This window comes from Pseudomonas sp. AL10 (assembly GCF_029960685.1).
Classification (GTDB): domain Bacteria; phylum Pseudomonadota; class Gammaproteobacteria; order Pseudomonadales; family Pseudomonadaceae; genus Aquipseudomonas; species Aquipseudomonas lactis.
The window spans coordinates 59545-74442 of the sequence record NZ_JASBQZ010000026.1; the positions used below are offsets into that span (position 1 = coordinate 59545).

The following is a 14898-nucleotide window of genomic DNA, read 5'->3' on the forward strand; positions in this document are numbered from 1 at the left end:
GCATGCATTCCGGGACGCTGAGCGTCCCAAGTGGCGTTACCACGCAGAGCGTGGGAACGATCAAGCGTTAAGCACTGCCCAGAGGATCGTTCCCGCGCTCCGCGTGGGCATGCATACCGTGACGCTCTGCGTCACCCCGGTACGCAGAGCGTCCCAAGTGGCGTTACCAAGCAGAGCGTGGGAACGATCAAGCGTTAAGCACTGCCCTGAGGATCGTTCCCGCGCTCCGCGGGGGCATGCATTCCGTGACGCTCTGCGTCACCTGGGGACGCAGAGCGTCCCTAGCGGCGTTACCACGCGGAGCGTGGGAACGATCAAGTGTTAAACACTGCACTGAGGATCGTTCCCGCGCTCCGCGTGGGCATGCATACCGTGACGCTCTGCGTCACCCGGGGACGCAGAGCGTCCCTAGCGGCGTTACCACGCGGAGCGTGGGAGCGATCAGGTAGTCGACGAGTGCAAAAAAGTATCAGTGAGCGTGCTCCCAAGGATTTGTCACCGCCGCTTTTGAAGGCTGTAATCAACGCACACTCTTCCTGACTCCTGGTAGGAAGACACAACAACAATAACCGTCCTTCTGTAGCCCTCTGGGCGCGGAAATGGAGTGCGCGATGAAGTTCACAGCAAAAGCATTGCTTGCCTGTACCTGCATGACCCTCAGCGCCGTCAGCCTTGGCGCGCAAACCCTGACCATTGCCACCGTCAACAACAGCGACATGATCCGCATGCAGAAGCTCTCGAAAACCTTCGAGGCCGAGCATCCGGAGATCAAGTTGAACTGGGTGGTGCTCGAAGAAAACGTGCTACGCCAACGCCTGACCACCGACATCGCCACACAAGGCGGGCAGTTCGATGTGTTGACCATCGGCATGTACGAAGCCGCACTCTGGGGCGCCAAGGGGTGGCTGGAGCCGATGAAGGACTTGCCGGCGTCCTACGACCTCGACGATGTGTTCCCTTCGGTGCGTGACGGCTTGTCGGTCAAGGGCTCGTTGTACGCCCTGCCGTTCTACGCCGAAAGCTCGATCACCTATTACCGCACCGACCTGTTCAAGGACGCCGGGCTGAGCATGCCCGAGCACCCAACCTGGAGCCAGATCGGCGAATTCGCCGCCAAACTCACCGACAAGTCCAAAGAGCAATACGGCCTGTGCCTGCGCGGCAAAGCCGGTTGGGGTGAGAACATGGCGCTGATCACCACCCTGGCCAACGGCTTCGGCGCGCGCTGGTTCGATGAGAAGTGGCAGCCAGAATTCAACGGCCCCGAGTGGAAGAACGCGCTGAACTTCTACGTCGACAACATGAAAAAATCCGGCCCGCCGGGTGCTTCCAGCAACGGCTTCAATGAAAACCTGGCGCTGTTCAACAGCGGCAAGTGCGCGATCTGGGTGGATGCCAGCGTGGCCGGCTCGTTTGTCACCGACAAGAGCCAGAGCAAGGTCGCAGACCATGTGGGCTTTACCTTCGCGCCCCATGAGAAAACCGATAAGGGCACCTCGTGGCTGTACTCCTGGAGCCTGGCGATCCCGACCAGTTCCAAGGCCAAGGACGCCGCCAAGGTGTTCACCAGTTGGGCCACCTCCAAGGAATACGGACAGCTGGTGGCCAAGACCGATGGCATCGCCAATGTGCCGCCCGGTACGCGCCAATCCACCTACAGCGATGAATACATGAAGGCAGCGCCGTTCGCCAAGGTGACGCTGGAGTCGCTGAAAGTGGCCGACCCGACCAAGCCAACCGAGAAGCCGGTGCCGTATATCGGTATCCAGTTGGTAACCATTCCTGAATTCCAGGCGATTGGTACCCAGGTGGGCAAGTTCTTCTCGGGGGCGTTGACCGGTCAGCAAACCGTCGATGCTGCATTGACCGCCGCGCAGAACACCACCGAGCGGGAAATGAAGCGGGCTGGTTACCCCAAGTAACCCAATTTCACCCGCGCAAATGTAGGAGCAGGGCTTTTGTGGGAGCTGGCTTGCCTGCGATGCAAACAACTCGGTCTATCAGTAGCACCGAGGCGATACCATCGCAGGCAAGCCAGCTCCCACAGTGACCGCGCTCCGACGCAGATTCTGTAGGCATCTGACTGGTTCTGATCACCATGAATACACCCACCAAAAACCGCCTGGCCAACCCCGGCTGGTTTCTCGTCAGCCCCTCGGTGGCCTTGCTGCTGCTGTGGATGATCGTGCCGCTGGGCATGACCCTGTACTTTTCGCTGATCCGCTACAACCTGCTCTACCCCGGCGAAAACCAATTCGTGGGGTTGGAAAACTTCAGCTACTTCATCACCGACTCGGGGTTCCTGCCCGGCGCCACCAATACCCTGTTGCTGGTGGGCAGCGTGTTGCTGATCAGCGTGGTGTTCGGCGTGTTGATCAGTGCGCTGCTGGAGGCCAGTGAGTTCCTGGGGCGCGGCGTCGTGCGGGTGATGCTGATCTCGCCGTTCTTCATCATGCCCACCGTCGGCGCGTTGATCTGGAAGAACCTGATTTTCCACCCGGTGTCGGGGATTCTCGCCGCCGTGTGGAAGTTCTTCGGCGCCGAGCCGGTGGACTGGCTGGCGCATTACCCTCTGCTGTCGATCATCATCATTGTGTCGTGGCAATGGCTGCCTTTCGCGATCCTACTGCTGATGACCGCCATGCAGTCCCTGGACCAGGAGCAAAAAGAAGCCGCACGCCTGGACGGTGCCGGCGCCATTGCGATCTTCTGGCACCTGACCTTGCCCCACCTGGCCCGCCCGATTGCCGTGGTGGTGATGATCGAAACGATCTTTTTGCTCTCGGTGTTCGCCGAAATCTTCACCACCACCAACGGTGGCCCTGGCTATGCCTCGACCAACCTCGCCTACCTGATCTACAACCAGGCGCTGGTGCAGTTCGACGTGGGCATGGCCTCGGCCGGCGGCTTGATTGCCGTGGTCATCGCCAATATCGCGGCGATCATCCTGGTGCGGATGATCGGCAAAAATCTGACTGACAAGCCTTGAGGGCCGCGCCATGACGCTTCAACAATCCCGCCGCCTGCAAAGCCTGTTGCTCGGCACGTTGGCCTGGGCCATCGCGATCCTGATTTTCTTCCCGATCTTCTGGATGGTGCTGACCAGTTTCAAAACTGAAATCGACGCGTTCGCCACCCCGCCGCAGTTCATCTTCACGCCGACGCTGGAGAACTACCTGCACATCAACGAGCGCAGCAACTACTTCGCCTACGCCTGGAACTCAGTGGTGATTTCCTTCAGCGCTACCGCCCTGTGCCTGCTGATTTCGGTGCCGGCCGCCTACTCCATGGCGTTCTACGAAACCCAGCGTACCAAGGGCACCCTGCTGTGGATGTTGTCCACCAAGATGCTGCCGCCAGTAGGCGTGCTGATGCCGATCTACCTGCTGGCCAAGAGCTTTGGCCTGTTGGATACACGCATTGCGCTGATCATCATCTACACCCTGATCAACCTGCCGATTGTGGTGTGGATGGTGTACACCTACTTCAAAGACATCCCCAAGGACATCCTCGAAGCCGCCCGCCTGGACGGCGCCACCCTGTGGCAGGAAATGGTGCGCGTGCTGCTGCCGATTGCCAAGGGTGGCCTGGCCTCCACGGTGTTGCTGTCGTTGATCCTGTGCTGGAACGAGGCGTTCTGGTCGCTGAACCTGACCTCCTCCAGCGCCGCGCCGTTGACCGCCTTGATCGCCTCTTACTCCAGCCCCGAAGGCTTGTTCTGGGCCAAGTTATCCGCCGTCTCGACCCTGGCCTGCGCGCCGATCCTGATCTTTGGCTGGATCAGCCAGAAGCAACTGGTGCGCGGCCTTTCCTTTGGCGCCGTCAAATAATAATTCCCAGCGGAGGGCCCATCATGGCCAACCTGACAATCAATAATCTGCAAAAAGGCTTCGAAGGTTTTTCCATCATCAAGGGCATCGACCTGGAAGTGAACGACAAGGAATTCGTGGTGTTCGTCGGCCCGTCGGGCTGTGGCAAATCCACCCTGCTGCGCCTGATCGCCGGCCTGGAAGAAGTCAGCGACGGCACCATCGAACTCGATGGCCGCGACATCACCGAAGTCTCCCCGGCCAAACGCGACCTGGCCATGGTGTTCCAGACCTACGCGCTGTACCCGCACATGAGCGTGCGCAAGAACATGTCGTTTGCCCTGGACCTGGCCGGTGTCGACAAGAAACTGGTCGAGAGCAAAGTCAGCGAAGCGGCGCGCATCCTTGAGCTGGGGCCTTTGCTGGAGCGCAAGCCCAAACAACTCTCAGGCGGCCAGCGCCAGCGCGTGGCAATTGGCCGGGCGATTGTGCGCAACCCGAAGATCTTCCTGTTCGACGAACCGCTGTCGAACCTCGACGCCGCCCTGCGCGTGCAAATGCGCCTGGAGCTGGCGCGCCTGCATAAAGAACTGCAAGCGACCATGATCTACGTGACCCACGACCAGGTCGAAGCCATGACCCTGGCCGACAAGGTGGTGGTGCTCAACAGCGGGCGCATCGAACAGGTCGGCTCGCCGCTGGAGCTGTACCACCAGCCGGCCAACCTGTTTGTGGCGGGCTTTCTTGGCACGCCGAAGATGGGCTTCCTCAAGGGCCAGGTCACCCGCGTCGACAGCCAAGGCTGCGAGGTGCAACTGGACGCCGGCACCCTGATCAACCTGCCGTTGAGCGGCGCCACCCTGAGCGTGGGCAGCGCGGTGACCCTGGGCATTCGCCCCGAGCATCTGGAAATCGCCACACCAGGGCAAACCACCCTGACCGTCACCGCCGACGTCGGCGAGCGCCTGGGCAGCGACACGTTCTGCCACGTCATCACCCGTAACGGCGAGCCGCTGACCATGCGTATCCGCGGCGACATGGCCAGCCAATACGGCGAGACGCTGCAACTGCACCTGGACCCGGCGCACTGCCATCTGTTCGACACCGATGGCGTTGCCGTGGCCCGTCCACTGCGCGCTGCCGCCTGATTTCGCGAGTATTTCCAGATGAAATTGAATAAAGCCAACCTCACCCAACTGGCGCCCGAAGTGCAGGTACCGACCTACGCGCTTGCCGACACCCGCCAGGGCATCGCGCACATTGGCGTCGGCGGTTTCCACCGTGCGCACCAGGCGTTTTACACCGATGCCCTGATGAACACCGGCGAGGGCCTGGACTGGAGCATCTGCGGCGTCGGCCTGCGCAGTGAAGACCGCAAGGCCCGCGACGACCTGGCCGGCCAGGATTACTTGTTCACCCTGTATGAACTGGGCGACACCGACGACACGCAAGTGCGCGTGATCGGCTCGATCAGCGACATGCTGCTGGCCGAAGACGGCGCCCAGGCGCTGATCGATAAACTCGCCAGCCCCCAGATCCGCATCGTCTCGCTGACCATCACCGAAGGCGGTTACTGCATCGACGACAGCAACGGCGAGTTCATGGCCCACCTGCCGCAGATCCAGCATGACCTGGCGCACCCGAGGGCACCGAAAACCGTGTTCGGCTTTATCTGCGCCGCCCTCACCCAGCGCCGCGCCGCCGGCACGCCGGCCTTTACGGTGATGTCCTGCGATAACCTGCCCCACAACGGCGCCGTCACCCGCAAGGCCCTGCTGGCCTTCGCCGCCTTGCACGACGCCGGGCTGCACGACTGGATCCAGGCCAACGTGAGCTTCCCGAATGCCATGGTTGACCGCATCACGCCAATGACCAGCACCGCCCACCGCCTGCAACTGCACGACCAGCACGGGATTGACGATGCCTGGCCGGTGGTGTGCGAACCGTTTGTGCAGTGGGTGCTGGAAGACAAATTCGTCAACGGTCGCCCGGCCTGGGAAAAGGTCGGCGTGCAGTTCACCGATGACGTCACGCCTTACGAAGAAATGAAGATCGGCCTGCTCAACGGCAGCCACCTGGCTCTGACGTACCTGGGGTTCCTCAAGGGCTACCGGTTCGTTCACGAGACCATGAACGACCCCGTGTTCGTGGCGTATATGCGCGCCTACATGGACCTGGATGTCACGCCGAACCTGGCACCGGTGCCCGGTATCGACTTGACCGAGTACAAGCAGACCCTGGTGGATCGCTTTTCCAACCAGGCGATTGCCGACCAGTTGGAGCGCGTATGCTCCGACGGTTCATCGAAGTTTCCCAAGTTCACCGTGCCGACCATCAACCGCCTGATTACCGACGGCCGCGAAACTGAGCGTGCCGCGCTGGTGGTGGCGGCCTGGGCGCTGTACCTGAAAGGCGTGGATGAAAACGGCACACGCTACAGCATCCCGGACCCACGGGCAGCGTTCTGCCAGAACCTGGTGAGCGATGATGCGCTGATCAGCCAGCGATTGCTGGGGGTGGAAGAGATTTTTGGCACGGCTATTCCCAAGTCGGCGGCGTTTGTGGCAGCGTTCGAGCGTTGCTATGCAAGCCTGCGCGACAAAGGCGTCACAGCCACACTGCAAAACCTGCTGAACAAACCGGATTAAACAGGTGGGAGCTGGCTTGCCTGCGATAGCGGTCTGGCAGTCACCGCAGGGTTGACTGGACCACCGCTATCGCAGGCAAGCCAGCTCCCACATCGACCGTATTTTCAATCCAACAATAAGACTGCTGAGCACTCCCTCATGACCCAGCAAAACCTTTACCTCGGCATCGATTGCGGCACCCAGGGCACCAAGGCCATCGTCCTCGATGCGTCCAGCGGCAAGGTGCTGGGCCTGGGCGCCGCCGCGCACACTTTGATCAGCGGCGCCAATGGTCGCCGCGAACAACATACCCAGGAATGGCTGGACGCCTTCACCGCCGCCACCCACCGCGCCCTGCAACAGGCCGGCGTGGATGGCCAGGACATCCTCGGCATCGGCGTGTCCGGCCAGCAACACGGCCTGGTGCTACTGGACGAACAAGGTGAAGTGTTGCGCCCGGCCAAACTGTGGTGCGACACCGAAACCACGCCGGAGAACGACCGGCTGCTGCAACATCTGGGCGGCGAACGTGGGTCCCTGGAGCGCCTGGGTGTGGCTATCGCACCGGGCTACACCGTGTCCAAGCTGCTCTGGACCCGTGAACAGCACCCGGACGTCTTCGCACGCATCGCCCATATCCTGCTGCCCCACGATTACCTCAACTACTGGCTCACCGGCCGCGCCTGCGCCGAGTACGGCGACGCATCGGGCACCGGTTACTTCAACGTGCGCCGCCGCGAATGGGATGTGGCAATGCTCCAGCACATCGACCCCAGCGGCCGCCTGCAAGCCGCGTTGCCGACACTGATCGAAGCCGACCAAGCGGTGGGCACCATCCTGCCGGCCATCGCCGAGCGCCTGGGCATCAACCCCAACGCGGTGGTGTCCAGTGGTGGCGGCGACAATATGATGGGCGCCATTGGTACCGGCAATATCGCCCCCGGCGTGATCACCATGAGCCTGGGTTCATCGGGCACCGTGTATGCCTTTGCCGACCAGCCGAACGTCAGCCCCCAGGCCTCGGTGGCGACCTTCTGCTCTTCCAGCGGCGGTTGGCTGCCGCTGATTTGCACCATGAACCTGACCAATGCCACCGGGGTGATTCGCGAGCTGTTCGAACTGGACCTCGACGCCTTCAACGCCCTGGTCGAACAGGCGCCGATCGGCGCCGAGGGGGTGAGCATGTTGCCGTTTCTCAACGGCGAACGCGTGCCCGCCCTGCCCCACGCTACCGGCAGCCTGCAGGGCTTGACCATGACCAACCTGACCCGCGCCAACCTGTGCCGCGCGGTGGTCGAAGGCACCACCTTCGGCCTGCGTTATGGCCTCGACCTGCTGCGCCAGACCGGCCTGCAAAGCCAGAGCATCCGCCTGATCGGCGGCGGCTCGAAAAGCCCGCTGTGGCGGCAGATGGTCGCCGATATCATGCACACCGAAGTGGTGTGTACCGAACAGAGCGAGGCCGCCGCCCTGGGCGCGGCGATCCAGGCGGCGTGGTGCCAGAGCGGCGAACCGCTGGCCAGCCTGTGCGACAAATGCGTGAGCATTGACCCTGCCAGCCGCACCTTACCCGTGGCCGCCAATGTCAGCGCCTATCAACAGGCGTATGAGCGTTATCAACAGCACGTGGCAACCCTTTAAGAGCGAGCAACTATGTATCTGGTGTGTGGTGAAGCGCTGTTTGATTTCTTCAGCGAGGAGGATGCCAGCGGGCAGGCCGCCAAGCTCAATTACAAGGCGATTGCCGGTGGCTCGCCGTTCAACGTAGCGGTGGGTCTGCGCCGCCTGGGGATCGAGTCCGGGTTCTTCGCCGGCCTGTCCACCGATTACCTTGGACGGCGCTTGCAGCAAGTACTGAAAGACGGAGGTATCAGCGAACGCTTTCTGGTTGAGTTCGACGCGCCGACCACCCTGGCGATGGTCGCCGTGGGCGCCAACGGCTCGCCGCAGTACAGCTTTCGCGGCGAAGGCTGCGCCGACCGGCAATTGCAACTGACGCACCTGCCGCCCCTGGGCGATGAGATTCGCGGGCTGCATGTGGGCTCGTTTTCACTGGTGGTACAGCCCATTGGTGACACGCTGCTGAGCCTGGTCAAGCGTGAAAGCGGCAAGCGCCTGATCAGCCTCGACCCCAACGTGCGCCTTAACCCGCAGCCCGATATTCAGCTGTGGCGTGCGCGCGTCGCAGAGCTGGTGCAACACGCCGACCTGATCAAGGTCAGCGACGAAGACCTGCACCTGCTCTACCCCGAACAGACACCGGAAAGCGTGCTGCAAGGCTGGCTGCAACACCGTTGCCAATTGGTGTTCCTCACCCGTGGTGGCGATGGCGCGTCGGTGTTTAGCCGTCAGCATGGCACCTGGTCGCAACCTGCGGTTAAGGTGGTGATGGCCGATACGGTGGGCGCTGGTGATACCTTCCAGGCGGCGCTGATTGCGTGGCTGACGGAACAGCAGTTGGATTCAGTTGACGGGCTGCAGAACCTGAGCCGCGAGCAGATCGACGCCATGCTGGGTTTCGCGATTCGGGCTGCCGCCCTGACCTGCAGCAAGACAGGGCCGGACCTGCCCTATCGTCACCAATTGGATTGAGGCGAGCGGGCAAAAAATCAAAGTGCCAGCATGCAGGCCACGTATTCCGTGGCCTGCGCGTCATGTACAAAAAAATTGCGCTACTGAAAAACTGTGCTAAACCCAAAAACAGGAGCAGTTATTACAATAAACCTAGGACACCCCCATGCAAAAGCCCAGTGGTTTCTCGACCCGGGCCGTTTTAGCTGTCGGCCTCATCTCATTGCAATACATGATCCCTCAATCCTCCCACGCCGCCTGCGTTCTCACCCCGGGAACCGGTAACGACACCTACACGTGCGACAGCGGCAGCAGTCCCGGCTTGACCGATCTTTCCGGGGATAACCGCCTGAACCTCCCTGCGGGCGGCACCGGTACCATCAACGGTAATGTCACCTTTGGCCCTGGGGTCGATGCCGTGCGCATCGACTCGGGCCTGATCACCGGTGTGGTGCAACAAGGCGCCGGTATCGACGATTTCCTCATGACGGGCGGGCAGATCCTGGCCCTGTTCCAGGGCGATGGTCTCGACACCTTCAGAATGGAGGGCGGCACCATCGTCGGTGCTTTTGAGGACGGCGATGTGGCCTACCAGAGCGGTGGCACTATCGGTCGGGTCAATATGAAGCTGGATAAAAACTTCTATGAAATGACCGGGGGGACCATTGAAGGCAACTTGGTCACCGGCTTTGATGTCGACACGATCCGCATGTTAAACGGCTTCATAGGTGGCAACATCAGTACCAGCGGCGGCGATGACAGCATTACCGTCAGCGGTGGCGTGATCAATGGCGAGATTCGCGCCAGCGTCGGCAACGATACGTTTAACTGGCTGGGTGGAGGCCAGATCAACTCGTCGGTATTGATGGGTGATGGCGACGACACTGCCCTGCTCCGCAACCTCAGTGAAAGCCTGCTGGCCAGTACGCCGTCGGTCGATGGCGGCCTGGGCAACGATCAACTGACCTTCGATAACACCACCTCCAGTACGCCCGCACGCTATGTCGGCTGGGAGACGGTCAACCTCGACAACGCCTCGCGCTTTGACCTGGCCGGGGATTTTTTCCTTGGCGACAGTGCGAGCAATACCGGTACGTTCAACATCGATGGCAGCAGCACGCTGGCCGTGACCCAAGGCGCTATTCGCCCCTATACCGCAGGCCAATTGGCAACGCTGAACAACGCCGGCACGATCGACATGACCGGCGACAACAGCGCGACCAGCGTCTTGACGGTGCATGGCAACTACGTAGGCAACAACGGCCGGTTGCATCTGCAAACCGTACTCGGCGATGAAAACTCGGCCACCGACAAGCTGGTGGTTTCCGACGGCAGCATCAGTGGCCACACGCAACTGGGCGTCAGCAACCTCGGCGGTGCCGGTGGGCTGACCCAGAACAACGGCATCGAAGTGGTCCAGGCGCTCAACGGCGCTGTCAGCAGCACCGATGCGTTCGCCTTGAACGGCTCGGTCTCCGCCGGGGCCTATGAGTACATGCTGTTCAAGGGCGGCGTTACCGCCGGCACAGAAAACAACTGGTATCTGCGCTCCTCGTTGGTAGCGGTGCAACCGCCGGCCGTTCCCTCCGTGCCGCCGCCCGTTGTACCGCCGGTAGCGGTGGCGCCCATTCCACCCACTGCGCCAGTGGTCGGCCCCGATGAGCCGCCCGTGGAGCCGCCCACCGCACAGCCGGTGGCACCGATCAAGCCGCCCGCGCCACCGCCCAGCCCAGTCGCCGCAGTCACGTCACCGCAATCGGCGGCCAGCAACCCTGTGCTGCCAAGCGCCGTGGCCGGTGCGGCGCCTATTGCACTGTATCGCCTGGAGGTGCCGGTCTATTCAGTGGACATCCCCGCTGCGCAGGTAATGACGCTGCAAGCCCTCGGTACCTTTCATGAACGCCAGGGCGAGCAAAGCCTGCTGACCGAGACCGGTGCAGTGCCGGCAGGTTGGGCCCGCGCCTATGGCAGTGACTTCAACAAAAGCTGGTCGGGCACGGTAACGCCGAGTTTTGACGGCACGTCCAAGGGCTACCAGGTCGGCCATGACCTCTATGCCAGCGAAACCGGCGGTGGGCAGACTCAACGCTTTGGCCTGTTTATCGGCCAGAGCCGCCTGCGCGGCGACGTAAAAGGGTTTGCGCTGGGCTGGCAGGACCATCGCGCCGGGCGGATCAAACTCGACGGTGACAACTTCGGCGCCTACTGGACCCTCACCGATCCCACCGGCTGGTACGTCGACCTCGTCGCCATGGGCACCCGCCTGGACGGGGACAACAAGTCCGATCGAGGAGTGAAGATGGACATCGAGGGCCACGCCTTGACGTTATCGGCCGAAGCCGGCTACCCGATCACGCTGTCCGAACATTGGGTGGTGGAGCCACAAGCCCAGGTGATCGGCCAGAAAATCGACCTGGATAGCCAGCACGATGGCATCTCCAAGGTCTCCTTCGACTCTCAGGAGTACTGGACCGGCCGCCTCGGTGCACGCCTGAAAGGCCGTTATCTAGTCAGCAACAGGCCCGTGGAGCCGTACCTGCGGGCCAATGTCTGGCACACCTTTGGCGGCAGTGACACGGTGACGTTCGATGATGTGGACCGGATCAAGAGCGATCACAAGTCCTCCACCGCCGATATTGGCGCCGGCGTCGTGGCTCAATTGTCATCCGCGGTCAGCGCATATGTGGAGGGCAAATATGGAACCGGGCTGGACGACAATAACTTTGAGGGCGCCAGCGGTAGTATCGGCGTGAGAGTGAGCTGGTAAAGGTGAAGTCTTGTCAGCGTTGGGCCTGGCACATACCAGGCCCACGGTCTCAATTGACCCTCAAGCGATCAACTAGTGATAACCGCGCCCGCCTGCTCGTTGCAGGACCGGTGCGTGGTTGTGCCTGAGGTCCTCACGCAACCCGGTGATCAGGTTGCAAATGGCTCGACTGCTGTCGAGTTTGTCGGCGTTTATACCTTTGACTTCCAAATCCACCCGGTCGCGGTCGCGGTCGTCGTAGACTTTAATCGTCAACGAGGCATCTTCGGCCTTGGTGCATTCGCACCGTTTAGGCAGGAAACTTCCTTCAATAATGCTGCGAAGCTCTAGTTCTGAAAGCATGGCTAACCTCTCCTTTTTTGAGACTGCCAACAGTTATATGTATCCGACAGGCACTTGCCTGCCACGTCTTGCCAACCCTGGAAGACGCTTTCAATCAGTAAGCCTACTCGGCAAAAACCGTGGTGGTTGTAACCTTTCCTCATAAGCAAACCGCTTGCTCATATTAAAGAAAACGGCCTGTTCGGCATCATCGCCGAACGACATCGATTAAACGTTTAACCCGCAGCGTGGGGGACAGGCGTTTATGTGGAAATCCTTTTTTCGGCAACATATCGCAACCAATCAGCCCACCACCGTTAAGCCGACGGAGGTTTGCGATAACCATACGAAACATATACGATTCGTATATCAATTAAACACAGTGAACCTTATGGGCATCGTCAAGATCACCGATCAGCTGCACGAACAACTGCGCCTGGCCAGCGCCGCCATGGACCGCTCCATCAACGCCCAGGCCGAGTTCTGGATCAAGATCGGCCTGCTCGCCGAACTCAACCCGCATCTGCCTTACAACGAGCTGATCAACAAGCTGTTGCTGGACAAACCCGACCTGATCCGGGGGCGTAGCTGATGATCAAGACCCCCGCACAGTTGGCCGTAATGCGTGAAGCCGGGCGCCTGTTGGCGCAGGTCTTCGACATGCTCGACGGCTTCGTCGCCGCCGGCCGCTCTACCCTGGAGCTGGACAGCGCCGTCGAAGCCTTCATCCGCAATGACCTCAAGGCCCGCCCTGCCAGCCTGGGGCAGTACGACTACCCCTTCTGCATCAACACCTCGATCAACGAAGTGGTGTGCCACGGCATGCCCAGCGCCAAGCAATTGCTCAAGGACGGCGACATCATCAACATCGACATCACCCTGGAAAAAGGCGGCTTCATTGCCGACTCCAGCAAGATGTACATGATCGGCAACGTGACGCCCAAGGCCAGGCGCCTGGTGGACATGACCTTCGAGGCGATGTGGGCCGGTATCCGCCAGGTCAAGCCCGGCGCGCGCCTGGGCGATATCGGCCATGCGATCCAGAGCCACGCGCAAGCCAATGGCTACAGCGTGGTGCGCGAATACTGCGGCCACGGCATCGGCCGGCAAATGCACGAAGAACCGCAAATCCTGCACTTCGGCCGCCCCGGCACCGGCCTGGAACTGCGCGAAGGCATGGTGTTTACCATCGAGCCGATGCTCAACCAGGGCAGCGCCAAAACCCGCAGCCTGAAAGACGGTTGGACGGTGGTCACCAAGGACAACAGCCTCTCGGCGCAATGGGAACATACCGTGGCGGTGACGGCGGATGGGTTTGAAGTGCTGACCTTGCAAACCCCTCAAAACCTTCACACCCTGTAGGAGCGAGCTTGCTCGCGAAGGCCTCAAGGACCACGCGTTAAACCAGGCTACCCACTTCTTCGTTGACGTTTTTCGCGAGCGAGCTCGCTCCTACAGTGGACTTGGCTTCCAGCTCGCGCACCAGCGGCAATACACGTTTACCGAAATACTCCACTTCTTCCTGGAAGTGCAGAAAGCCTGCGAGCACCAAGTCCACCCCCACGGCCTTGAGTGCGACGATGCGCTCGGCGATCTGCTGCGGCGTGCCGATCAGGTTGGTCTTGAAGCCATCGTTGTATTGCACCAGGTCCTCAAAGCTGGACTTGGCCCAGTTGCCCTCGCCCTCCGGCGACGCCTTGCCTGCTTGCCTGGCCGCGTCACCAAAGGCATTGACCGCCTCCGGGTCGGCTTGGTCGATGATCTGCGCCAGCACCGCCTGCGCCTCCTCCTCCGTGTCGCGGGCGATCACAAAGGCATTCACCCCCACCTTCACCGAATGCTGGTTGGCAGCGGCCTTGGCGCGAATATCATCGACCTGTGCCTTGACGCCTTCGGGCGTATTGCCATTGGTGAAATACCAATCCGACACCCGCGCCGCCATGTCCCGCGCCGCCCGCGAACTGCCGCCCTGGAAGATCTCCGGTTGGCCCACGGGCTTGGGCTTGAGGGTGTAATGGTTGAAGCGATAGAAATCGCCCTTGAATGTGAAATCGTCCTGGGTCCAGATGCCTTTGAGGGCACGGATAAACTCTTCGGAACGTCGATAGCGCTCATCGTGCTCCAGCCAATGTTCGCCAATGGCGTGGAATTCGCCCTTGAACCAGCCGCTGACGATATTCACCGCGATACGGCCATTGGTGAGTTGGTCGATGGTCGCCAACTGCTTGGCCGCCAACGCCGGTTGCCACGGCCCGGGCAGAATCGCCGCGATGACCTTGAGGGTGGTGGTTGCCGCGAGCAACGCATGGCTGAACGCCACGGATTCATGCTGGTTTTCGGCGCCGTAGCCTGCGGTGAAGCGAATCTGGGTCAAGCCATACTCAAAGCCCGCCGCCTCCGCCAGTTGCGCCAGTTTGCGGTTGTACTCGATGCCCCAGTGGGTACGCTGTTCAATCTTGCTGACGACCAACCCACCGCTGACGTTGGGTACCCAATAGGCAAATTTCACGGCTTGCTGACTCATCGGACGGTACCTCGCACAGGGGATGTACCAGTGCTTACGCAGCAAGCGTGCCAGGGGCAGGCAAATGCCCGTAGCCTGGGGGTTGCGGGAAAAAAGCGGGATTGACGCGATGGCTTGCCAGTGTCCGGGATCACAGCAGTTTGTGGATCTGCTGTTGCTGGAGCAACAGTTGCGACCAGCACCAAGCGTACCCACGATGCGAAGCGAGTAGCTCTTGATCTTGATCTGCTTTTGATCTCAGGCGCCCCGTTAAACCACGCTGGCCGGAATTCGACAGGG

The 14898-nt window shown here is 61.1% G+C and carries 12 protein-coding genes; 10 read left to right on the top strand and 2 right to left on the bottom strand.

Annotated elements, in window-relative coordinates:
• Positions 1 to 611: 611 nt before the first annotated feature.
• The 8 genes from QK296_RS20605 (at position 612) to QK296_RS20640 (ending at position 11774) form a co-directional block, all read left to right on the top strand.
• Complete coding sequence (locus tag QK296_RS20605) at positions 612 to 1922, top strand: sugar ABC transporter substrate-binding protein (protein WP_032892053.1); 1311 nt, start codon at positions 612 to 614, stop codon at positions 1920 to 1922.
• 176 nt (positions 1923 to 2098) lie between these two features.
• Positions 2099 to 2989 carry a sugar ABC transporter permease gene (locus QK296_RS20610; RefSeq protein ID WP_003190955.1) on the top strand — a complete coding sequence of 297 codons (891 nt, stop codon included), beginning with the start codon at positions 2099 to 2101 and terminating at the stop codon, positions 2987 to 2989.
• Positions 2990 to 2999: 10 nt separating this feature from the next.
• Complete coding sequence (locus QK296_RS20615) at positions 3000 to 3830, top strand: carbohydrate ABC transporter permease (RefSeq protein ID WP_005788583.1); 831 nt, start codon at positions 3000 to 3002, stop codon at positions 3828 to 3830.
• A 23-nt stretch (positions 3831 to 3853) separates the two neighbouring features.
• Positions 3854 to 4957 (top strand): sn-glycerol-3-phosphate ABC transporter ATP-binding protein UgpC, encoded by a 1104-nt coding sequence (gene ugpC / locus QK296_RS20620; protein WP_282391243.1) that lies wholly within the window; start codon positions 3854 to 3856, stop codon positions 4955 to 4957.
• 18 nt (positions 4958 to 4975) lie between these two features.
• Positions 4976 to 6457: a mannitol dehydrogenase family protein gene (locus tag QK296_RS20625; protein ID WP_282391244.1), complete on the top strand. Its 1482-nt coding sequence runs from the start codon at positions 4976 to 4978 to the stop codon at positions 6455 to 6457.
• A 138-nt stretch (positions 6458 to 6595) separates the two neighbouring features.
• A complete protein-coding gene (gene xylB, locus QK296_RS20630) occupies positions 6596 to 8077 on the top strand; it encodes a xylulokinase (RefSeq protein WP_003190950.1) in 1482 nt (493 codons plus the stop codon).
• Positions 8078 to 8089: 12 nt separating this feature from the next.
• On the top strand, positions 8090 to 9028 hold the full coding sequence (locus tag QK296_RS20635) for a carbohydrate kinase (protein WP_282391245.1): 939 nt from the start codon (positions 8090 to 8092) through the stop codon (positions 9026 to 9028).
• A 145-nt stretch (positions 9029 to 9173) separates the two neighbouring features.
• Positions 9174 to 11774 (top strand): autotransporter outer membrane beta-barrel domain-containing protein, encoded by a 2601-nt coding sequence (locus QK296_RS20640; RefSeq protein ID WP_282391246.1) that lies wholly within the window; start codon positions 9174 to 9176, stop codon positions 11772 to 11774.
• Between the two features lie 72 nt (positions 11775 to 11846).
• On the opposite strand, the gene QK296_RS20645 is transcribed toward QK296_RS20640, so the two are convergent.
• Positions 11847 to 12116: a DUF1652 domain-containing protein gene (locus tag QK296_RS20645; protein ID WP_003190947.1), complete on the bottom strand. Its 270-nt coding sequence runs from the start codon at positions 12114 to 12116 to the stop codon at positions 11847 to 11849.
• Between the two features lie 370 nt (positions 12117 to 12486).
• Here QK296_RS20645 and QK296_RS20650 point away from each other — a divergent pair, with 370 nt between their 5' ends.
• Positions 12487 to 12687: a ParD-like family protein gene (locus tag QK296_RS20650; protein ID WP_003190946.1), complete on the top strand. Its 201-nt coding sequence runs from the start codon at positions 12487 to 12489 to the stop codon at positions 12685 to 12687.
• Positions 12687 to 13457, top strand: coding sequence for a type I methionyl aminopeptidase (gene map, locus QK296_RS20655; protein WP_003190945.1), 771 nt, complete (start codon positions 12687 to 12689; stop codon positions 13455 to 13457). Before QK296_RS20650 ends, map begins: the two co-directional genes overlap by 1 nt.
• A 37-nt stretch (positions 13458 to 13494) precedes the next feature.
• Here map and sfnG read toward each other — a convergent pair whose 3' ends face one another.
• Entirely contained in the window at positions 13495 to 14619 is a 1125-nt protein-coding gene (gene sfnG, locus QK296_RS20660) for a dimethylsulfone monooxygenase SfnG (RefSeq protein ID WP_120248225.1), read from the bottom strand.
• Positions 14620 to 14898: the final 279 nt, after the last annotated feature.

What these genes read in the sequence shown, in the direction of transcription:
- QK296_RS20605 (WP_032892053.1), top strand. Translation starts at nt 612, where the DNA reads ATGAAGTTCACAGCAAAAGCATTGCTTGCCTGTACCTGCATGACCCTC.
- QK296_RS20610 (WP_003190955.1), top strand. Translation starts at nt 2,099, where the DNA reads ATGAATACACCCACCAAAAACCGCCTGGCCAACCCCGGCTGGTTTCTC.
- QK296_RS20615 (WP_005788583.1), top strand. Translation starts at nt 3,000, where the DNA reads ATGACGCTTCAACAATCCCGCCGCCTGCAAAGCCTGTTGCTCGGCACG.
- ugpC (WP_282391243.1), top strand. Translation starts at nt 3,854, where the DNA reads ATGGCCAACCTGACAATCAATAATCTGCAAAAAGGCTTCGAAGGTTTT.
- QK296_RS20625 (WP_282391244.1), top strand. Translation starts at nt 4,976, where the DNA reads ATGAAATTGAATAAAGCCAACCTCACCCAACTGGCGCCCGAAGTGCAG.
- xylB (WP_003190950.1), top strand. Translation starts at nt 6,596, where the DNA reads ATGACCCAGCAAAACCTTTACCTCGGCATCGATTGCGGCACCCAGGGC.
- QK296_RS20635 (WP_282391245.1), top strand. Translation starts at nt 8,090, where the DNA reads ATGTATCTGGTGTGTGGTGAAGCGCTGTTTGATTTCTTCAGCGAGGAG.
- QK296_RS20640 (WP_282391246.1), top strand. Translation starts at nt 9,174, where the DNA reads ATGCAAAAGCCCAGTGGTTTCTCGACCCGGGCCGTTTTAGCTGTCGGC.
- QK296_RS20645 (WP_003190947.1), bottom strand. Translation starts at nt 12,116, where the DNA reads ATGCTTTCAGAACTAGAGCTTCGCAGCATTATTGAAGGAAGTTTCCTG.
- QK296_RS20650 (WP_003190946.1), top strand. Translation starts at nt 12,487, where the DNA reads ATGGGCATCGTCAAGATCACCGATCAGCTGCACGAACAACTGCGCCTG.
- map (WP_003190945.1), top strand. Translation starts at nt 12,687, where the DNA reads ATGATCAAGACCCCCGCACAGTTGGCCGTAATGCGTGAAGCCGGGCGC.
- sfnG (WP_120248225.1), bottom strand. Translation starts at nt 14,619, where the DNA reads ATGAGTCAGCAAGCCGTGAAATTTGCCTATTGGGTACCCAACGTCAGC.